The organism is Erwinia sp. L03-1, assembly GCF_058686115.1.
Window position 1 is genome coordinate 92,227 of record NZ_CM178762.1, and the last position, 12,085, is coordinate 104,311.

Here is a 12,085-nt window from a genome sequence, read left to right on the forward strand (position 1 = left end):
TTCCGCGAAGCGTAAGAAAAATAATACGACGCATACAGTATTGTCTGCTACCAAAAAAAAACGCATCCCTTAGTCTACACAGCGGTTCCAAAGCGTACTAACCCTGTCATTTTACCGCCGTTGCCCTTTATTACGGCGAAAGAGAGCGTTGTGTGAAAGATTCTGGCAATGAAAAAGTTCTGTCGAAGGATAAAAAGGGCGTGATTGCCCTGCTGCTCGTTGTGCTGCTCTTAGGCGTTGCCGCCGCTGTCTACTGGCTATTTATCATCAACGATCGGCAAAGTACCGATGATGCCAATGTCGCGGGCAATATTAATCCCGTTTCCTCCCAGGTGGCGGGCAATGTGGTGACCATCAATTATGCTGACACCCAGCGGGTGAAGAAAGGCGATGTGCTGGTGGTACTGGATGACACGGATGCGAATATAGCCTTCAGAAAAGCCCAAAGCGCGCTTGCCTGGACGGTACGCCAGATTCATCAGCTGGCCCTGCAGGATGGGCAGTATTCCGCTGATGCCGACCGGGCCGCCATCGCGCTGAATCAGACGCAAACCGATTTCAGACGCCAGCAGCAGCTCTACCAGAAAGGCCTGATCGCGCGTGAAACCCTGGAACATGCAGGCGATGCCGTGGCCAGCGATAAAGCATCGCTGGCGGCAGCGGTACAGCTTTACCAGGCGAACAAGGCGCTTCTGCTCAATACCACGCTGCGACACCATCCGCAGGTTCTCCAGGCGGCGGATTCCCTGCGTGAAGCCTGGCTTGCCCTACAGCGAACCAAAATCCGTAGTCCGGTTACCGGTTATATCGCCGGGCGCAGCGTACAGGTCGGACAAACGGTGACAGCCGGACAAACGCTACTTTCGGTCGTTCCGCAGGATCAGATGTGGATCAATGCCAACTTCAAAGAGACGCAGCTGAATACGGTAAAAATCGGTCAGAGGGTCAATGTGGTTATTGATCTCTATGGCAGCAGCCTGGTATTTGAGGGAGCAGTGGAGGGGATCGGCATGGGGACCGGTAGCGCATTTTCACTGCTGCCGGCACAAAATGCGTCAGGGAACTGGATCAAAGTGATCCAGCGCGTGCCGGTTCGTGTGGCGCTCGATCCCCGGCAAATTGAACAATACCCGTTACGCATTGGACTTTCAGCGACGGCGACCATTTTCACCGCGGGCGGTATCTCAACGGCGGACCAGGCGCTGGCGCAGAAGGTATCGCCGATTCCGGCATGGCGCAGTATGGCTCTGGTGCTGGATACCGCCGACATCGACCGTCAGATTGAGCAGATCATTGCTCAGAATGGAGGGCTGTAATGGCCGCTGCTGCTGAGGCTCCGGCACCCCTGAAGGGGGGAATGTTGATCATGGTTACCGTCGGTTTAGCGCTGGCAACGTTTATGCAGATGCTTGACTCGACGATCTCTAACGTGGCCATCCCGACCATTTCCGGCTTCCTTGGCGCGTCAACGGATGAAGGAACCTGGGTGATCACCTCCTTTGGCGTGGCTAACGCCATTTCGCTGCCGGTAACCGCGCGGCTGGCGCAGCGGCTCGGGGAAGTCCGGCTTTTTACACTTTCGGTGACGCTGTTTGCGATCGCTTCACTCTGCTGTGGTCTGGCAAACAGCCTCGATCTGCTGATCGCTTTTCGCGTGATACAGGGACTGGTGGCCGGACCGTTAATCCCGCTCTCACAAAGCCTGCTCTTGCGAAACTACCCGCCCGAAAAGCGCACGCTGGCGCTGGCGACCTGGTCGATGACGGTGATTATCGCACCGATCTTAGGTCCGATATTTGGCGGTTATATCTGTGAGAATTATCACTGGGGATGGATTTTCTTCATCAACGTACCGATGGGAATTCTTGTCGTGGGAATGAGCGTGTTTCTGCTTAAGGGACGCGAGACGGTCACTCACCCGGTTAAGCTGAATCTTACCGGGTTGAGCCTGCTGATGCTGGGGGTCGGAAGCCTGCAAATTATGCTCAGTAAGGGCAAGGATCTGGACTGGTTTAGCTCACCGGCGATTGTTGTTCTGGCTGCCGTTTCGGTCATTGCCCTGACCTCACTGATTATTCACGAAACGCGCAGCACGAATCCGATAGTGGATTTTACCCTGTTCAGGTCGCGCAACTTTTCGATTGGCGTACTTTGCATCGTCTGCGCCTATCTCATTTACTCCGGTGCGATCGTTCTTATGCCGCAGCTGCTTCAGGAGGCCATGGGTTACACCTCCTTATGGGCCGGACTCGCCTATGCGCCAATTGGTTTTATCCCGCTGATTCTGGCACCGCTAATCGGCCGCTACGGTAACAGGGTGGATATGCGCCTGCTGGTTACCTTCAGCTTCATTGTCTATAGCATCTGTTACTACTGGCGGGCGATCATCTTTTCCCCTGACATCACCTTTTCCGCCATTGTGTTACCGCAGTTTATCCAGGGGTTCGCCATCGCCTGCTTCTTTCTGCCGCTGACCACAATTTCGCTTGCCGGACTCCCGTCAGACAGGTTTGCCAGCGCGACCAGCATGAGTAATTTTTTGCGTACGCTCTCCGGATCCATCGGCACCTCATTAACCATTACGCTCTGGAGCCGGCGTGAAACGCTGCATAACAGCGAACTGAGCGAGTTTATCCGGCCGGGTAATCCAGCCTGGCAGCAGACAGAGCAGGTTTTACACGGCATGGGGCTTAGCCCGGCGCAGACGCTGGCCTGGGTAGACCAGCAGATCACCCAGCAGGCACTTATCCTCTCTGCCAATGAAATTTTTGCCCTGTCCGCCGCGGTATTTTTGTTTCTTACGCTGCTGGTGTGGTTCGCAAAACCCACCCGGGAGAGGGAAAGACATTAACCTCACGATCGGGATCGTCGTCCGGGAAGGCCCGCTGCACATAACAAAGCCGACGGAGAGGGGACAGGTAGCAGCAGAGAGGGGTTTTCATTGCTTCAGGAGGGATTAAGTTTCCTGTCAGGGCGTCAGATTGGCGACCTTATGTCCGTTTCTGGCAGGGGGCCGTTGCGTGGCTCGTTGCAGCATGGCCGCAGTGGGCAAATCGCGAAAGGCACTCACCTTTACCTGTGCCGGGCGAATGTTAACCCTTGCCGGGGCGCGTTCTGTAGAAAAAAGGTTATTGGCTGATTATGCACGGTTTACGTTAGTAAAAATTCGAATTTTTCACGCCCGCGCTGAGACGACTTTCTCACAGATGTGATCGGAGACTTTAGGGGTTGGTCGGTCAGGAGGCCCCGTAACACGCCGGATACCGTCACTTACTCCGCAGGTGTCCCTTCACATTTACCACGTCGCATCAATTAACTTCATCAATTACTGCACTTTTGCATAAGACAGTTTTAACCATCTCATTAAAAACCCCTGTACAATAGTGGTTACCGACTTCTGTCAGTCGTGGAATTTTTGTTTAGTAAATTTAACGTAATCAGGGTGATGGAATGCTTGAATTTTTTGACGTCAGTTATGATGAACTTAAAGGCGTACAGTCGGATGAGCTTTACCGCCTGCGCAAGAAAACCTTTAGCGACCGGCTGGGCTGGGACGTTGTGTGCAACAGGGATATGGAATTCGATGAGTTTGACGCCCCGGGAACGCGCTATCTTCTGGGTTTGTATGAAGGCCAGCTGATCTGTAGCGTACGCTTTACCCCTCTCGATCAGCCTAATATGATAACCCACACCTTTAAGGCCTGTTTTGAAGATGTACCGCTGCCGCCGGGTGAAAGGGAGTCGAGCCGTTTCTTTGTTGATAAGGCGCGTGCGCGTCAGCTGCTGGGCGAACGTTATCCCATTAGCCAGATGCTGTTCCTGGCGATGATCAACTATGCCCGCCACTATAGCTACAATGGAATTTACACAATTGTCAGCCGGGCGATGCTGACCATCCTGAAGCGTTCCGGCTGGCAGATAAAGCCGTTAAAAGAGGCCTGGCTCAGTGAGAAAGAGCGTATTTATCTGCTCTTTTTGCCGACAGACAGGGAGAGCCAGGCGCAGATGGCCGCGAAAATTAATGCCACGATCCACGCTTCTGAGCCGTCACTTGTCAGCTGGCCGATGTCACTCACGTCTACGACTGCGTCGGCGTAATCAGCTCCAGCTCAACGCCCAGCCGGATTGCCTGGCGGGCGTTACTCACCCCCAGTTTACTGACCACATTACCCATATGAAATTTAACCGTCCGTACCGAAATACCGGTAATGGTGGCGATTTCCGCATAGGTTTTTCCCATACTTGCCCAGTACAGCACCTCATTCTCACGCGCGGTAAAAATAGCTTTATTGTTGCTCGCGTCCGCATGTCCCCGGCCCGAGGAGACGGAGTGCACCAGCCGGTACATCTGCTCGTTAATCTCTATCAGATGCATCTGCATGGTGGCGCGGTCGGTTGAAAGAAGCCCTTCCAGGTGATCCTGCACGTTGCGGTCAATAATGATCGATAACAGCGCAAGGTTGTTAAAGTGGTCATGAAGGACAAAGGTAAAGCCGTTAAGGATGTTGTACTGCTTCGACAGAGAGAATATTTTCGTAAACTTCAGGTCGGACATCAGGGTGATATTTTCGTCCCAGGCAAAGGGAGAGGTCCGTCTGAACGCAGTCAGTATCACCGGGTCGGTATGCTGGAGGTTATTGGTACGGTAAAGGTCAACCCATTCGTCAGGATAACTGGAAATAATAAGAAGATTTGATGGATTTTTCTTGCTAACGACGGTGTATGCATACTCCGGGCTGCCCAGATGTAAAAGTTTCCTGTCGATATAATTACGGAGTGTCTCCGTTATTATCTGATTTTCCTGAAATATCGAGAACATGTTAACTCCCTGAAGGTCTGAGCATCCCTGTTTCAGCATGGTGGTGTACTTAAGTACAGGGCGATGCAGTACTTAAGTACAACTTACGGAATCAGGCTGATTACCTATAATGGACTCCGTAAGCTAGAGGCAAAAAAAACCTGACTTCGATAGTCAGGTAGCTAATTTAGCCGACACCAGGGAAAAACCTTTCCGGGCAGACGGGGCATAAAAAAAGCACTCGCTGTCCGGAAATTCTTACCAATTTAACACCCCCAATTTGTCCTTTCAAACCGTATGGCGTGCCTTCCCGGTAGCCATTCTCATGCATTTTCTTAAAGTTCAAACGCTTAGCCGTAAAATTCACTGATTAATTTTTTTTGATAAAAAGCCATGCAACAGTTTGGCTCCGTTACCTGTTCCTGATGATTTCAGCCCACGACCCTTGCAAATCGTTTACCTGTGGTGATCAAGAAAATGATCATGAGCCGTACGATTTACCTTCCCTCCTTTGCGCAGGCAGGTATCATAAAATGCTTCGCTGCGCGGCTACAGGGGTTGACTCTCTCTCCCTCGCCGACAGGCAACAGGATAGTAATAAATGTGGAGATACTATGAGTAAGCCGACGTCCGTATTGTTGTTTTCAGCCATCTTATTGGGTGCCGTTCCGCTGATGTCAACGGCCTTTGCCGCCGACGCGCAGCCTGTGCAGCCTCAGGCGACCCCGGACCAACAGGCGCCTGCCGCACAGTCCCCCGATCTTCAGGCCATTCCCGCGCCGGCACCGCAGGGGCAAAAGCCTGCGCAGAGCCAGGACGGCGATAATACGCCGCAGCCCGATCCTGCACACCCTTATGAAATCACGTCCTTTTTTGCAGATTTCCAGCACTTTACCCTCGGCAGCGTAGTACCGGACCGGTACCGTACCAAAAAGTACGAGATTATCGACTGGAAAACCCGTCACCTTCCGGCACCGGACGAAGGGACCAGCTGGACCTATATGGGCGGAAACTACGTTTTGATTTCCAAAGAAGATGGCAAGATTGTAAAAGCAGAGTCGGGCGACATTTTCTACAAGCAGTAATCGCCCCTGGCGGAAGGGATGCCGCCCCATCCCTGACGCTTCGCTTAGCGAAACCTGGCCCGCTGCGGTTGATGCGGGCCTTTAGCCGTGCCCGGAAGGCTGCGGGTCCTCTGACACCGGGTATTTATTTTGCTGGAGCACAAACCAGGAGGGCGGAACGTGCCAGGGAGCCTGGGTCAGCTGGTCGATGCCGCGTTCAATAATGGTTGATGCCTGCTGCCATAGATCACGATCGCCGGCGGTTAGCAGGGTGATCTGCACGCGCTTCTCAACCAGATAGACGCGGGCAAAATGAGCGTTAAACTGAATAATAGACCGGGTATTATCAATAATATCAGCAAGTTTTATGGTCTGCGCATTGACTGATGCTTTTGCCGTATGGCGAAAGTGTGCAACCTTACGCGCCGCGCGATTTTTTGCTTGTGGCTGCTGCGCGTCTGTGAGCATTTCAACCAGACTGGCAACCTCGGCGCCAAAGTGGTTTTCGATATCGGCAAGCGTGCTGGGCGTATCCTCTACCGTGTCATGCAGCCAGGCAGCGGCCAGCATGACCTCGCTGTCGGTCACGCTGCGCACCAGTTCAACCACCGCAGCCGGATGCACAATGTAAGGCTCATCGGTGTATTTTCGTCGCTGCCCCGCCTCGGCATGGGCCTTAGTGGCATAACGTCTTGCCCGCTCTTCCAGTGAATGCATCGCCAGTTACCCCCAGAGATTAAAATTTGCTTGCAATTATGTAGTGTGCTATTTATATTTTTACCATGAATATCAAACAAGATGACAAAAAAGCGAAAGACACGCCACTGTTGCTCGATCAACAGCTCTGTTTTGCGCTTTATTCTGCCAATCTGGCGCTGCATAAACTCTATCGCCAGCTCCTGACCCGGCTTGATATTACCTATCCGCAGTACCTGGTGATGCTGGTGCTCTGGGAGCGGGACGATGTCACCGTATCGGAAATTGGCGAGCGGCTGTTCCTGGACTCCGCCACGCTGACGCCGCTGCTAAAAAGGCTGGAAGCGGCCGGACTGCTGAACCGGCAGCGCTCGCGCAAGGATGAACGTCAGGTGGTGGTCACCCTGACCGAACAGGGCAAGGCATTACGCAATAAAGCGACCGGGATCCCGCAATCGGTGCTCTCTGCGTCATCCTGTGATGACGTGACGCTACAATCGCTGAAGCAGGATTTAGAAACCCTGAGGGATAACCTCAACGGGTGAGGTACTAAGTGTAACCCTCTCCTGAGTCTGTCGGCCAGACGACGCGTTTAACGTGCTGGCCCGGCTCCACGGAGGAGAGGCAACGGGATGCGCGTCATGCGTTATCCGGGTCTATAATAGTAAAAACTGGTTTATAAATCGTGCGCGATAGAATCGCACATCATATAAAACACCAACCCGCAGGAGTTTTACCATGTCTTTAGAAAAAGTCGTTTACCGTGCAAAAGCAAAAGCCACCGGTGGTCGTGATGGCCGCGCTACCTCTTCCGATAACGTACTGGATGTAAAACTGGGTGTGCCGAAAGAGATGGGCGGCGCGGGCGGCGAAGCCACTAACCCCGAGCAGCTGTTCGCGGCGGGCTACTCAGCCTGCTTCCTTGGCGCGATGAAATTTGTTGCGGGTCGCGACAAAATTGCCCTGCCTAAAGAAGCGTTCATTGAGGGCGAAGTCGGTATTGGTCCTATCCCAACCGGTTTTGGTATTGAAGCAAAACTGAACATTCATCTGGAAGGGATGGATGCCGCAGAGGCGAAGAAACTGGTCGACGCTGCGCATATTGTTTGCCCTTACTCTAATGCCACCCGCGGCAATATTGACGTGACGCTGAATATCATCAACTGATAGTTAGTGCTTACCAGGGCAGCGTCTGCTGCCCTGTATCGTTACTTTCTTTAACATAATTCTTTTCTTTTTCACCTCGTTTATTTACTCAATCCGACCAGACTTAACGGGCAAACGCGTTAAAACACGGTTTCCAACTCGTTCAGGAGATGAACATGATTAAGTCTCGTATTGCAGCTCTGCTGCTGGGTTCTCTGCTGGTCAGCGGCAGTACGCTGGCGGCAGACACCACCATTAAACCCACTCGCGGCACTATTGATTCCGTTAGCAACTCTGCCGTGCAGATAACCACCCGCCAGGGCGAGAAGCTGGATGTAAAAGTCACCGATCAAACCAAAGTCAACAGCGTCAGCAAAGCGCAGATGAGTGATATCAAGGCCGACAGCTATATCGGTACGGCCGCCGTACCTATGGCGAACGGCGAGCTGAAAGCGCTGGAAGTTCACGTTTTTGCCCCGGATCTGCGCGGCAGCGGCGAAGGCTTTAATCCCTTTGAATCCCCGGATGGCAAAATTAATACCATGACCAACGGCACCGTCGGCAAGCTGGTTAACAGCAATGGCCGTACGCTGACCGTTAAGGTTCACGACCAGGAAAAAACGGTCATCGTGCCTGACGATGTACCTGTGGTGCTGATTGAGCCGGGCAACCGCAGCCTGCTGAAAGCGGGCACCAAAGTTGTGCTGTTTGGCACCAAAGACGCGCAGGGCAATCTGGTGGCACGGGGCATCTCCGTGGGTAAAGATGGCCTGACGCCGCCGATGTAACCTGGAGCGAGTATGCCGAAATTAACCAGAAAACGCGTTCATCCCTGGCCGGTACGCCTGTGTCACTGGCTGAACGTGATGGTGATGGTCGGTATGGTAATGAGCGGGTGGGGCATCTATAACGCCTCACCGCTTTTCAGCTTCACCTTCCCAACAGTGATGACCCTGGGCGGCTGGCTGGGCGGCAACATTGCCTGGCATCTGGCCGTCATGTGGCTGCTGTTTGCCAACGCCCTTTTTTACCTGATTTGGGGCGTAGTGAGTGGTCACTTCAAACAGCGCTTTTTCCCGCTTTCCCTTACCCTGGCGATGCGTGAAATCGGTCAGGCCCTGCGTTTCAAACTTCCGCATCAGCAGGGTAAGTACAATGCCGTGCAGAAGCTCCTCTATGTCGCGGTGATCCTGCTGGGCGCGCTGCTGGTGCTCTCGGGTCTGTCGATTTGGAAACCTGTGCAGCTAAGCTGGCTGGTGGCGCTGTTCGGTGGCTTCGATACTGCGCGCTACGTCCATTTTTTTGCCATGAGCGGCCTGATGCTGTTCGTGGTGGTTCATGTGGTTATGGTACTGCTGGTGCCGAAAACGCTGCCGGCGATGATTACCGGCGGTCGCAGGGAGGAGTCGGGCGATGAGTGAAAAACCAAAATTAATTCTTGAGCCGGACCAGCGCAAAAAGCTGGTGAATCTTGAGCGCCGTCTGCTGATCCGCTCCGGTCTGACGCTGGGTGCCGTTTCCATGCTGACCGGCTGTAATCTTCAGGACGGTGACCAGGTGGATAAGGCGCTGTGGGCAATGTCACGCTGGAACGACCGGGTTCAGGCCTGGCTGTTCAGCGGCAGCAGGCTGGCGCAAACTTACAGCGAATCCCAGATTACCCGCCCTTTCCGCTTCAACGCGTATTATCCCGAATATAACGTACCTGACATTGATATTGCCGACTATCGCCTGGAAGTGTCCGGTAAAGTTGAAAAGAAAGCGCCCTGGACGCTGGTGCAGTTGCAGCGTCTGCCGCAAACCGGGCAGATAACCCGCCTGATCTGTATTGAAGGCTGGAGCGCCATTGGACAGTGGAGCGGCGTACCGCTGAAAATCTTCCTGCAGCACATCGGGGCCGATTTGACGGCAAAGTACGTCGGTTTTAAGTGCGATGATCGCTACTATTCCAGTCTGGATATGGCCACCGCGCTGCATCCGCAAACCATCCTTGCGCTCGATTTTGATAAAAAACCCCTGCCACCCGATTTTGGCTATCCGCTGCGCCTGCGCGTACCCACCAAGCTCGGCTTCAAAAATGCCAAACATATCGCGGCGATCTTTGTCACTAACGATAACCCCGGCGGCTACTGGGAAGACCAGGGCTACAACGGCTTTAGCGGCATTTAAAGGGTGGGTCTGGAACCGGGTGAGTCTCTGTCATCTCCCGATCGCTTTTAAGATGCAGCAAGCCATCAATACGTGGGTGCAGTGTGCCGGGCGCAGCAGAGCGCCATCACCAAAAAGATGCGTCTGTTGTCGTTATTACGGCAGCATTGCATCAAAAGACTTCATCTCTTCCCGGTAGTTTCTGACACGATCCCGGCGTGCCTGCCCGGCGCCAGCAGACTACTCTGCGGCCAGAGGTTTATCGACCCGGCAGTCGAACTCTGTTGTAATGCGCTGGTCTGATTATCGTTTAAGAACTGTTTAGGTTACGCCAGGAAAAAAAGTTTAATGAATTATATAAAGTTACTTACGCAGCAAAAGCTCTCGCTTCTGCTGGCCTTTTACATCGGTATATTTCTTAATCTATCGGTGTTTTACCGTCGATTTGACCCGTTTCTGGCCCATTTTAAAGCCTCCCAGTGGCTGTCGGCCCTCGCCGAAGTCGCGGCCATCGTCCTGCTGACATTTTTTCTGCTGCGCCTGCTCTCGCTGGGTGGCCGGCTCTTCTGGCGGCTTACGGCCAGCGCGCTGCTGCTGATTTCCGTAGCGTCCAGCTACTATATGAGTTTCTTCAACGTCGTTATCGGCTATGGCATTGTCGCATCGGTCATGACCACCGATACCGACCTGTCAAAAGAGGTGATCGGCTACCACTTTTTGTTGTGGATGGTGCTGGTTAGCGCGCTGCCCCTGCTGATGATCTGGCGAAACGCGCTGCGCTTTACGCTGCTCGAACAGCTCCAGACGCGCGGGCGGCGTCTTGTTCCGCTGCTGACGCTGCTGCTGGCCGTCGCGCTGGTATGGCTGCCTATCCGCTACTTCGATAAGCAGCAAAACATTAATGAAAAACTGACCAATATCGATCTGCCGAGCTACGGCGGCGTGGTGGCGCACTCTTATCTGCCGTCAAACTGGCTCAGCGCGCTGGGGCTGTTTGCCTATACCAGCTTTGATGAGAAAATGGATAGTAAGGACCTGCTCGACCCGGCGAAGAAATTCACCTGGGTGGCACCCGCCGGACTGGATGATACCTATGTGGTCTTTGTTATTGGTGAAACCACCCGCTGGGATCATATGGGCATGCTGGGCTACGATCGCGACACCACGCCGAAGCTGTCGAAGGAGAAAAACCTCGTCGCCTTCCGTGGCGAGTCCTGCGATACCGCGACCAAGCTCTCCCTGCGCTGTATGTTTGTGCGTGAGGGGGGAACGGAAGAGGGGCCGGGCAGGACGCTGAAGGAACAAAACATTTTTGCCGTGCTGAAGGAACTGGGGTTCAGCTCTGAACTGTTCGCCATGCAGAGTGAAGTGTGGTTTTACAACAACACCAATGCGGATAACTTTGCATTCCGTGAGCAGATCGGTTCTGAAAAGCAGAACCAGGGCAAGTCGGTAGACGATATGCTGCTGGTGCCGGAGCTGCAAAAATCCCTTGACCGCCATCCACGGGGAAAGCATCTGGTGGTTTTACACACCAAAGGCTCACACTACCTCTATTCCCAGCGTTATCCGCGTGAGTTCGCCCGTTATCAGCCGGAGTGCATGGGCGTGGATGAAACCTGTAGTAAAGCGATGCTGATCAACGCCTTCGACAACTCCGTGCTTTACACGGATACCGTTCTGGATAGCGTTATCGACCGGCTACGGGACAAAAAAGCCATTATCTTCTATGCCGCCGACCACGGCGAATCCATCAGTGAAAATATGCATCTGCACGGCACACCGCGAAATATGGCACCGCCGGAGCAGTTTCGCGTGCCGATGATTGTCTGGGCGTCGGATAAGTATCTGGCCGATGGCAATAATCAGCGAGCCTTTGAGCGTCTCCAGGCCCAGCAGCGCGTCGGGAAAACGCATCGCCAGGTCGAACTGTTCGACACTATTCTGGGCTGTCTGGGCTATACCTCGCCGGATGGTGGCATAAACCAGAGCAATAACTGGTGTGCTGCCCCTGGCGCAGCCGCACCCGCTGAAAATAAGCCCCAGGCACCCACTGTGGGATCCTAAGCGGGCGCTAATTAACGTCGTCCGTATCATCAGGGCGGGTGGGCATCAGCCACTCGCCTCCTGCCCGCACTTAATTTGCGCTGCGTTGCCCGAACCCGCGTTAATGGATTGTTGATCATTTCCTGAACCGATGTTGCAGCATATTTAGCTGCCCGCTGAGCCATAA

12 protein-coding genes are annotated in these 12,085 nt (G+C 53.6%); 10 read left to right on the forward strand and 2 right to left on the reverse strand.

Annotation, left to right across the window (positions count from 1 at the left end; translation table 11 throughout):
* Positions 1–152: 152 nt before the first annotated feature.
* The 3 genes from AC4PCC_RS00375 (at position 153) to AC4PCC_RS00385 (ending at position 4,098) form a co-directional block, all read left to right on the forward strand.
* Positions 153–1,316, forward strand: coding sequence for an EmrA/EmrK family multidrug efflux transporter periplasmic adaptor subunit (locus AC4PCC_RS00375; protein WP_492126030.1), 1,164 nt, complete (start codon positions 153–155; stop codon positions 1,314–1,316).
* Between the two features lie 89 nt (positions 1,317–1,405).
* Entirely contained in the window at positions 1,406–2,851 is a 1,446-nt protein-coding gene (locus AC4PCC_RS00380) for a DHA2 family efflux MFS transporter permease subunit (RefSeq protein WP_492127599.1), read from the forward strand.
* Between the two features lie 599 nt (positions 2,852–3,450).
* Positions 3,451–4,098, forward strand: coding sequence for an acyl-homoserine-lactone synthase (locus AC4PCC_RS00385; protein WP_067700374.1), 648 nt, complete (start codon positions 3,451–3,453; stop codon positions 4,096–4,098).
* On the opposite strand, the gene AC4PCC_RS00390 is transcribed toward AC4PCC_RS00385, so the two are convergent.
* Positions 4,079–4,819 carry a helix-turn-helix transcriptional regulator gene (locus AC4PCC_RS00390; RefSeq protein ID WP_492126031.1) on the reverse strand — a complete coding sequence of 247 codons (741 nt, stop codon included), beginning with the start codon at positions 4,817–4,819 and terminating at the stop codon, positions 4,079–4,081. The two genes, AC4PCC_RS00385 and AC4PCC_RS00390, sit on opposite strands and share 20 nt — an antisense overlap.
* A gap of 593 nt (positions 4,820–5,412) precedes the next feature.
* On the opposite strand from AC4PCC_RS00390, the gene AC4PCC_RS00395 reads away from it, so the two are divergent.
* Complete coding sequence (locus tag AC4PCC_RS00395; RefSeq protein WP_492126032.1) at positions 5,413–5,883, forward strand: RcnB family protein; 471 nt, start codon at positions 5,413–5,415, stop codon at positions 5,881–5,883.
* 81 nt (positions 5,884–5,964) lie between these two features.
* Here AC4PCC_RS00395 and AC4PCC_RS00400 read toward each other — a convergent pair whose 3' ends face one another.
* On the reverse strand, positions 5,965–6,579 hold the full coding sequence (locus tag AC4PCC_RS00400) for an HD domain-containing protein (RefSeq protein WP_492126033.1): 615 nt from the start codon (positions 6,577–6,579) through the stop codon (positions 5,965–5,967).
* A 65-nt stretch (positions 6,580–6,644) separates the two neighbouring features.
* Between AC4PCC_RS00400 and AC4PCC_RS00405 the strand changes: the two genes are divergently transcribed.
* The 6 genes from AC4PCC_RS00405 (at position 6,645) to eptB (ending at position 11,919) form a co-directional block, all read left to right on the forward strand.
* Positions 6,645–7,103, forward strand: coding sequence for a MarR family winged helix-turn-helix transcriptional regulator (locus tag AC4PCC_RS00405; RefSeq protein WP_492126034.1), 459 nt, complete (start codon positions 6,645–6,647; stop codon positions 7,101–7,103).
* Between the two features lie 193 nt (positions 7,104–7,296).
* The gene (locus tag AC4PCC_RS00410; protein ID WP_067700358.1) at positions 7,297–7,725 is read left to right on the forward strand and encodes an organic hydroperoxide resistance protein; all 429 of its coding nucleotides are present in this window, start codon (positions 7,297–7,299) and stop codon (positions 7,723–7,725) included.
* Positions 7,726–7,880: 155 nt separating this feature from the next.
* Entirely contained in the window at positions 7,881–8,492 is a 612-nt protein-coding gene (locus AC4PCC_RS00415; RefSeq protein WP_067700355.1) for a hypothetical protein, read from the forward strand.
* Between the two features lie 12 nt (positions 8,493–8,504).
* Entirely contained in the window at positions 8,505–9,125 is a 621-nt protein-coding gene (locus tag AC4PCC_RS00420) for a cytochrome b/b6 domain-containing protein (RefSeq protein WP_492126035.1), read from the forward strand.
* Positions 9,118–9,873: a molybdopterin-dependent oxidoreductase gene (locus AC4PCC_RS00425; RefSeq protein WP_492126036.1), complete on the forward strand. Its 756-nt coding sequence runs from the start codon at positions 9,118–9,120 to the stop codon at positions 9,871–9,873. The genes AC4PCC_RS00420 and AC4PCC_RS00425 overlap by 8 nt, the downstream gene beginning before the upstream one ends.
* A 327-nt stretch (positions 9,874–10,200) precedes the next feature.
* The gene (gene eptB / locus AC4PCC_RS00430; protein ID WP_492126037.1) at positions 10,201–11,919 is read left to right on the forward strand and encodes a kdo(2)-lipid A phosphoethanolamine 7''-transferase; all 1,719 of its coding nucleotides are present in this window, start codon (positions 10,201–10,203) and stop codon (positions 11,917–11,919) included.
* Positions 11,920–12,085 lie beyond the last annotated feature (166 nt).

What these genes read in the sequence shown, in the direction of transcription:
- AC4PCC_RS00380 (WP_492127599.1), top strand. Translation starts at nt 1,406, where the DNA reads ATGCTTGACTCGACGATCTCTAACGTGGCCATCCCGACCATTTCCGGC.
- AC4PCC_RS00385 (WP_067700374.1), top strand. Translation starts at nt 3,451, where the DNA reads ATGCTTGAATTTTTTGACGTCAGTTATGATGAACTTAAAGGCGTACAG.
- AC4PCC_RS00390 (WP_492126031.1), bottom strand. Translation starts at nt 4,819, where the DNA reads ATGTTCTCGATATTTCAGGAAAATCAGATAATAACGGAGACACTCCGT.
- AC4PCC_RS00395 (WP_492126032.1), top strand. Translation starts at nt 5,413, where the DNA reads ATGAGTAAGCCGACGTCCGTATTGTTGTTTTCAGCCATCTTATTGGGT.
- AC4PCC_RS00400 (WP_492126033.1), bottom strand. Translation starts at nt 6,579, where the DNA reads ATGCATTCACTGGAAGAGCGGGCAAGACGTTATGCCACTAAGGCCCAT.
- AC4PCC_RS00405 (WP_492126034.1), top strand. Translation starts at nt 6,645, where the DNA reads ATGAATATCAAACAAGATGACAAAAAAGCGAAAGACACGCCACTGTTG.
- AC4PCC_RS00410 (WP_067700358.1), top strand. Translation starts at nt 7,297, where the DNA reads ATGTCTTTAGAAAAAGTCGTTTACCGTGCAAAAGCAAAAGCCACCGGT.
- AC4PCC_RS00415 (WP_067700355.1), top strand. Translation starts at nt 7,881, where the DNA reads ATGATTAAGTCTCGTATTGCAGCTCTGCTGCTGGGTTCTCTGCTGGTC.
- AC4PCC_RS00420 (WP_492126035.1), top strand. Translation starts at nt 8,505, where the DNA reads ATGCCGAAATTAACCAGAAAACGCGTTCATCCCTGGCCGGTACGCCTG.
- AC4PCC_RS00425 (WP_492126036.1), top strand. Translation starts at nt 9,118, where the DNA reads ATGAGTGAAAAACCAAAATTAATTCTTGAGCCGGACCAGCGCAAAAAG.
- eptB (WP_492126037.1), top strand. Translation starts at nt 10,201, where the DNA reads ATGAATTATATAAAGTTACTTACGCAGCAAAAGCTCTCGCTTCTGCTG.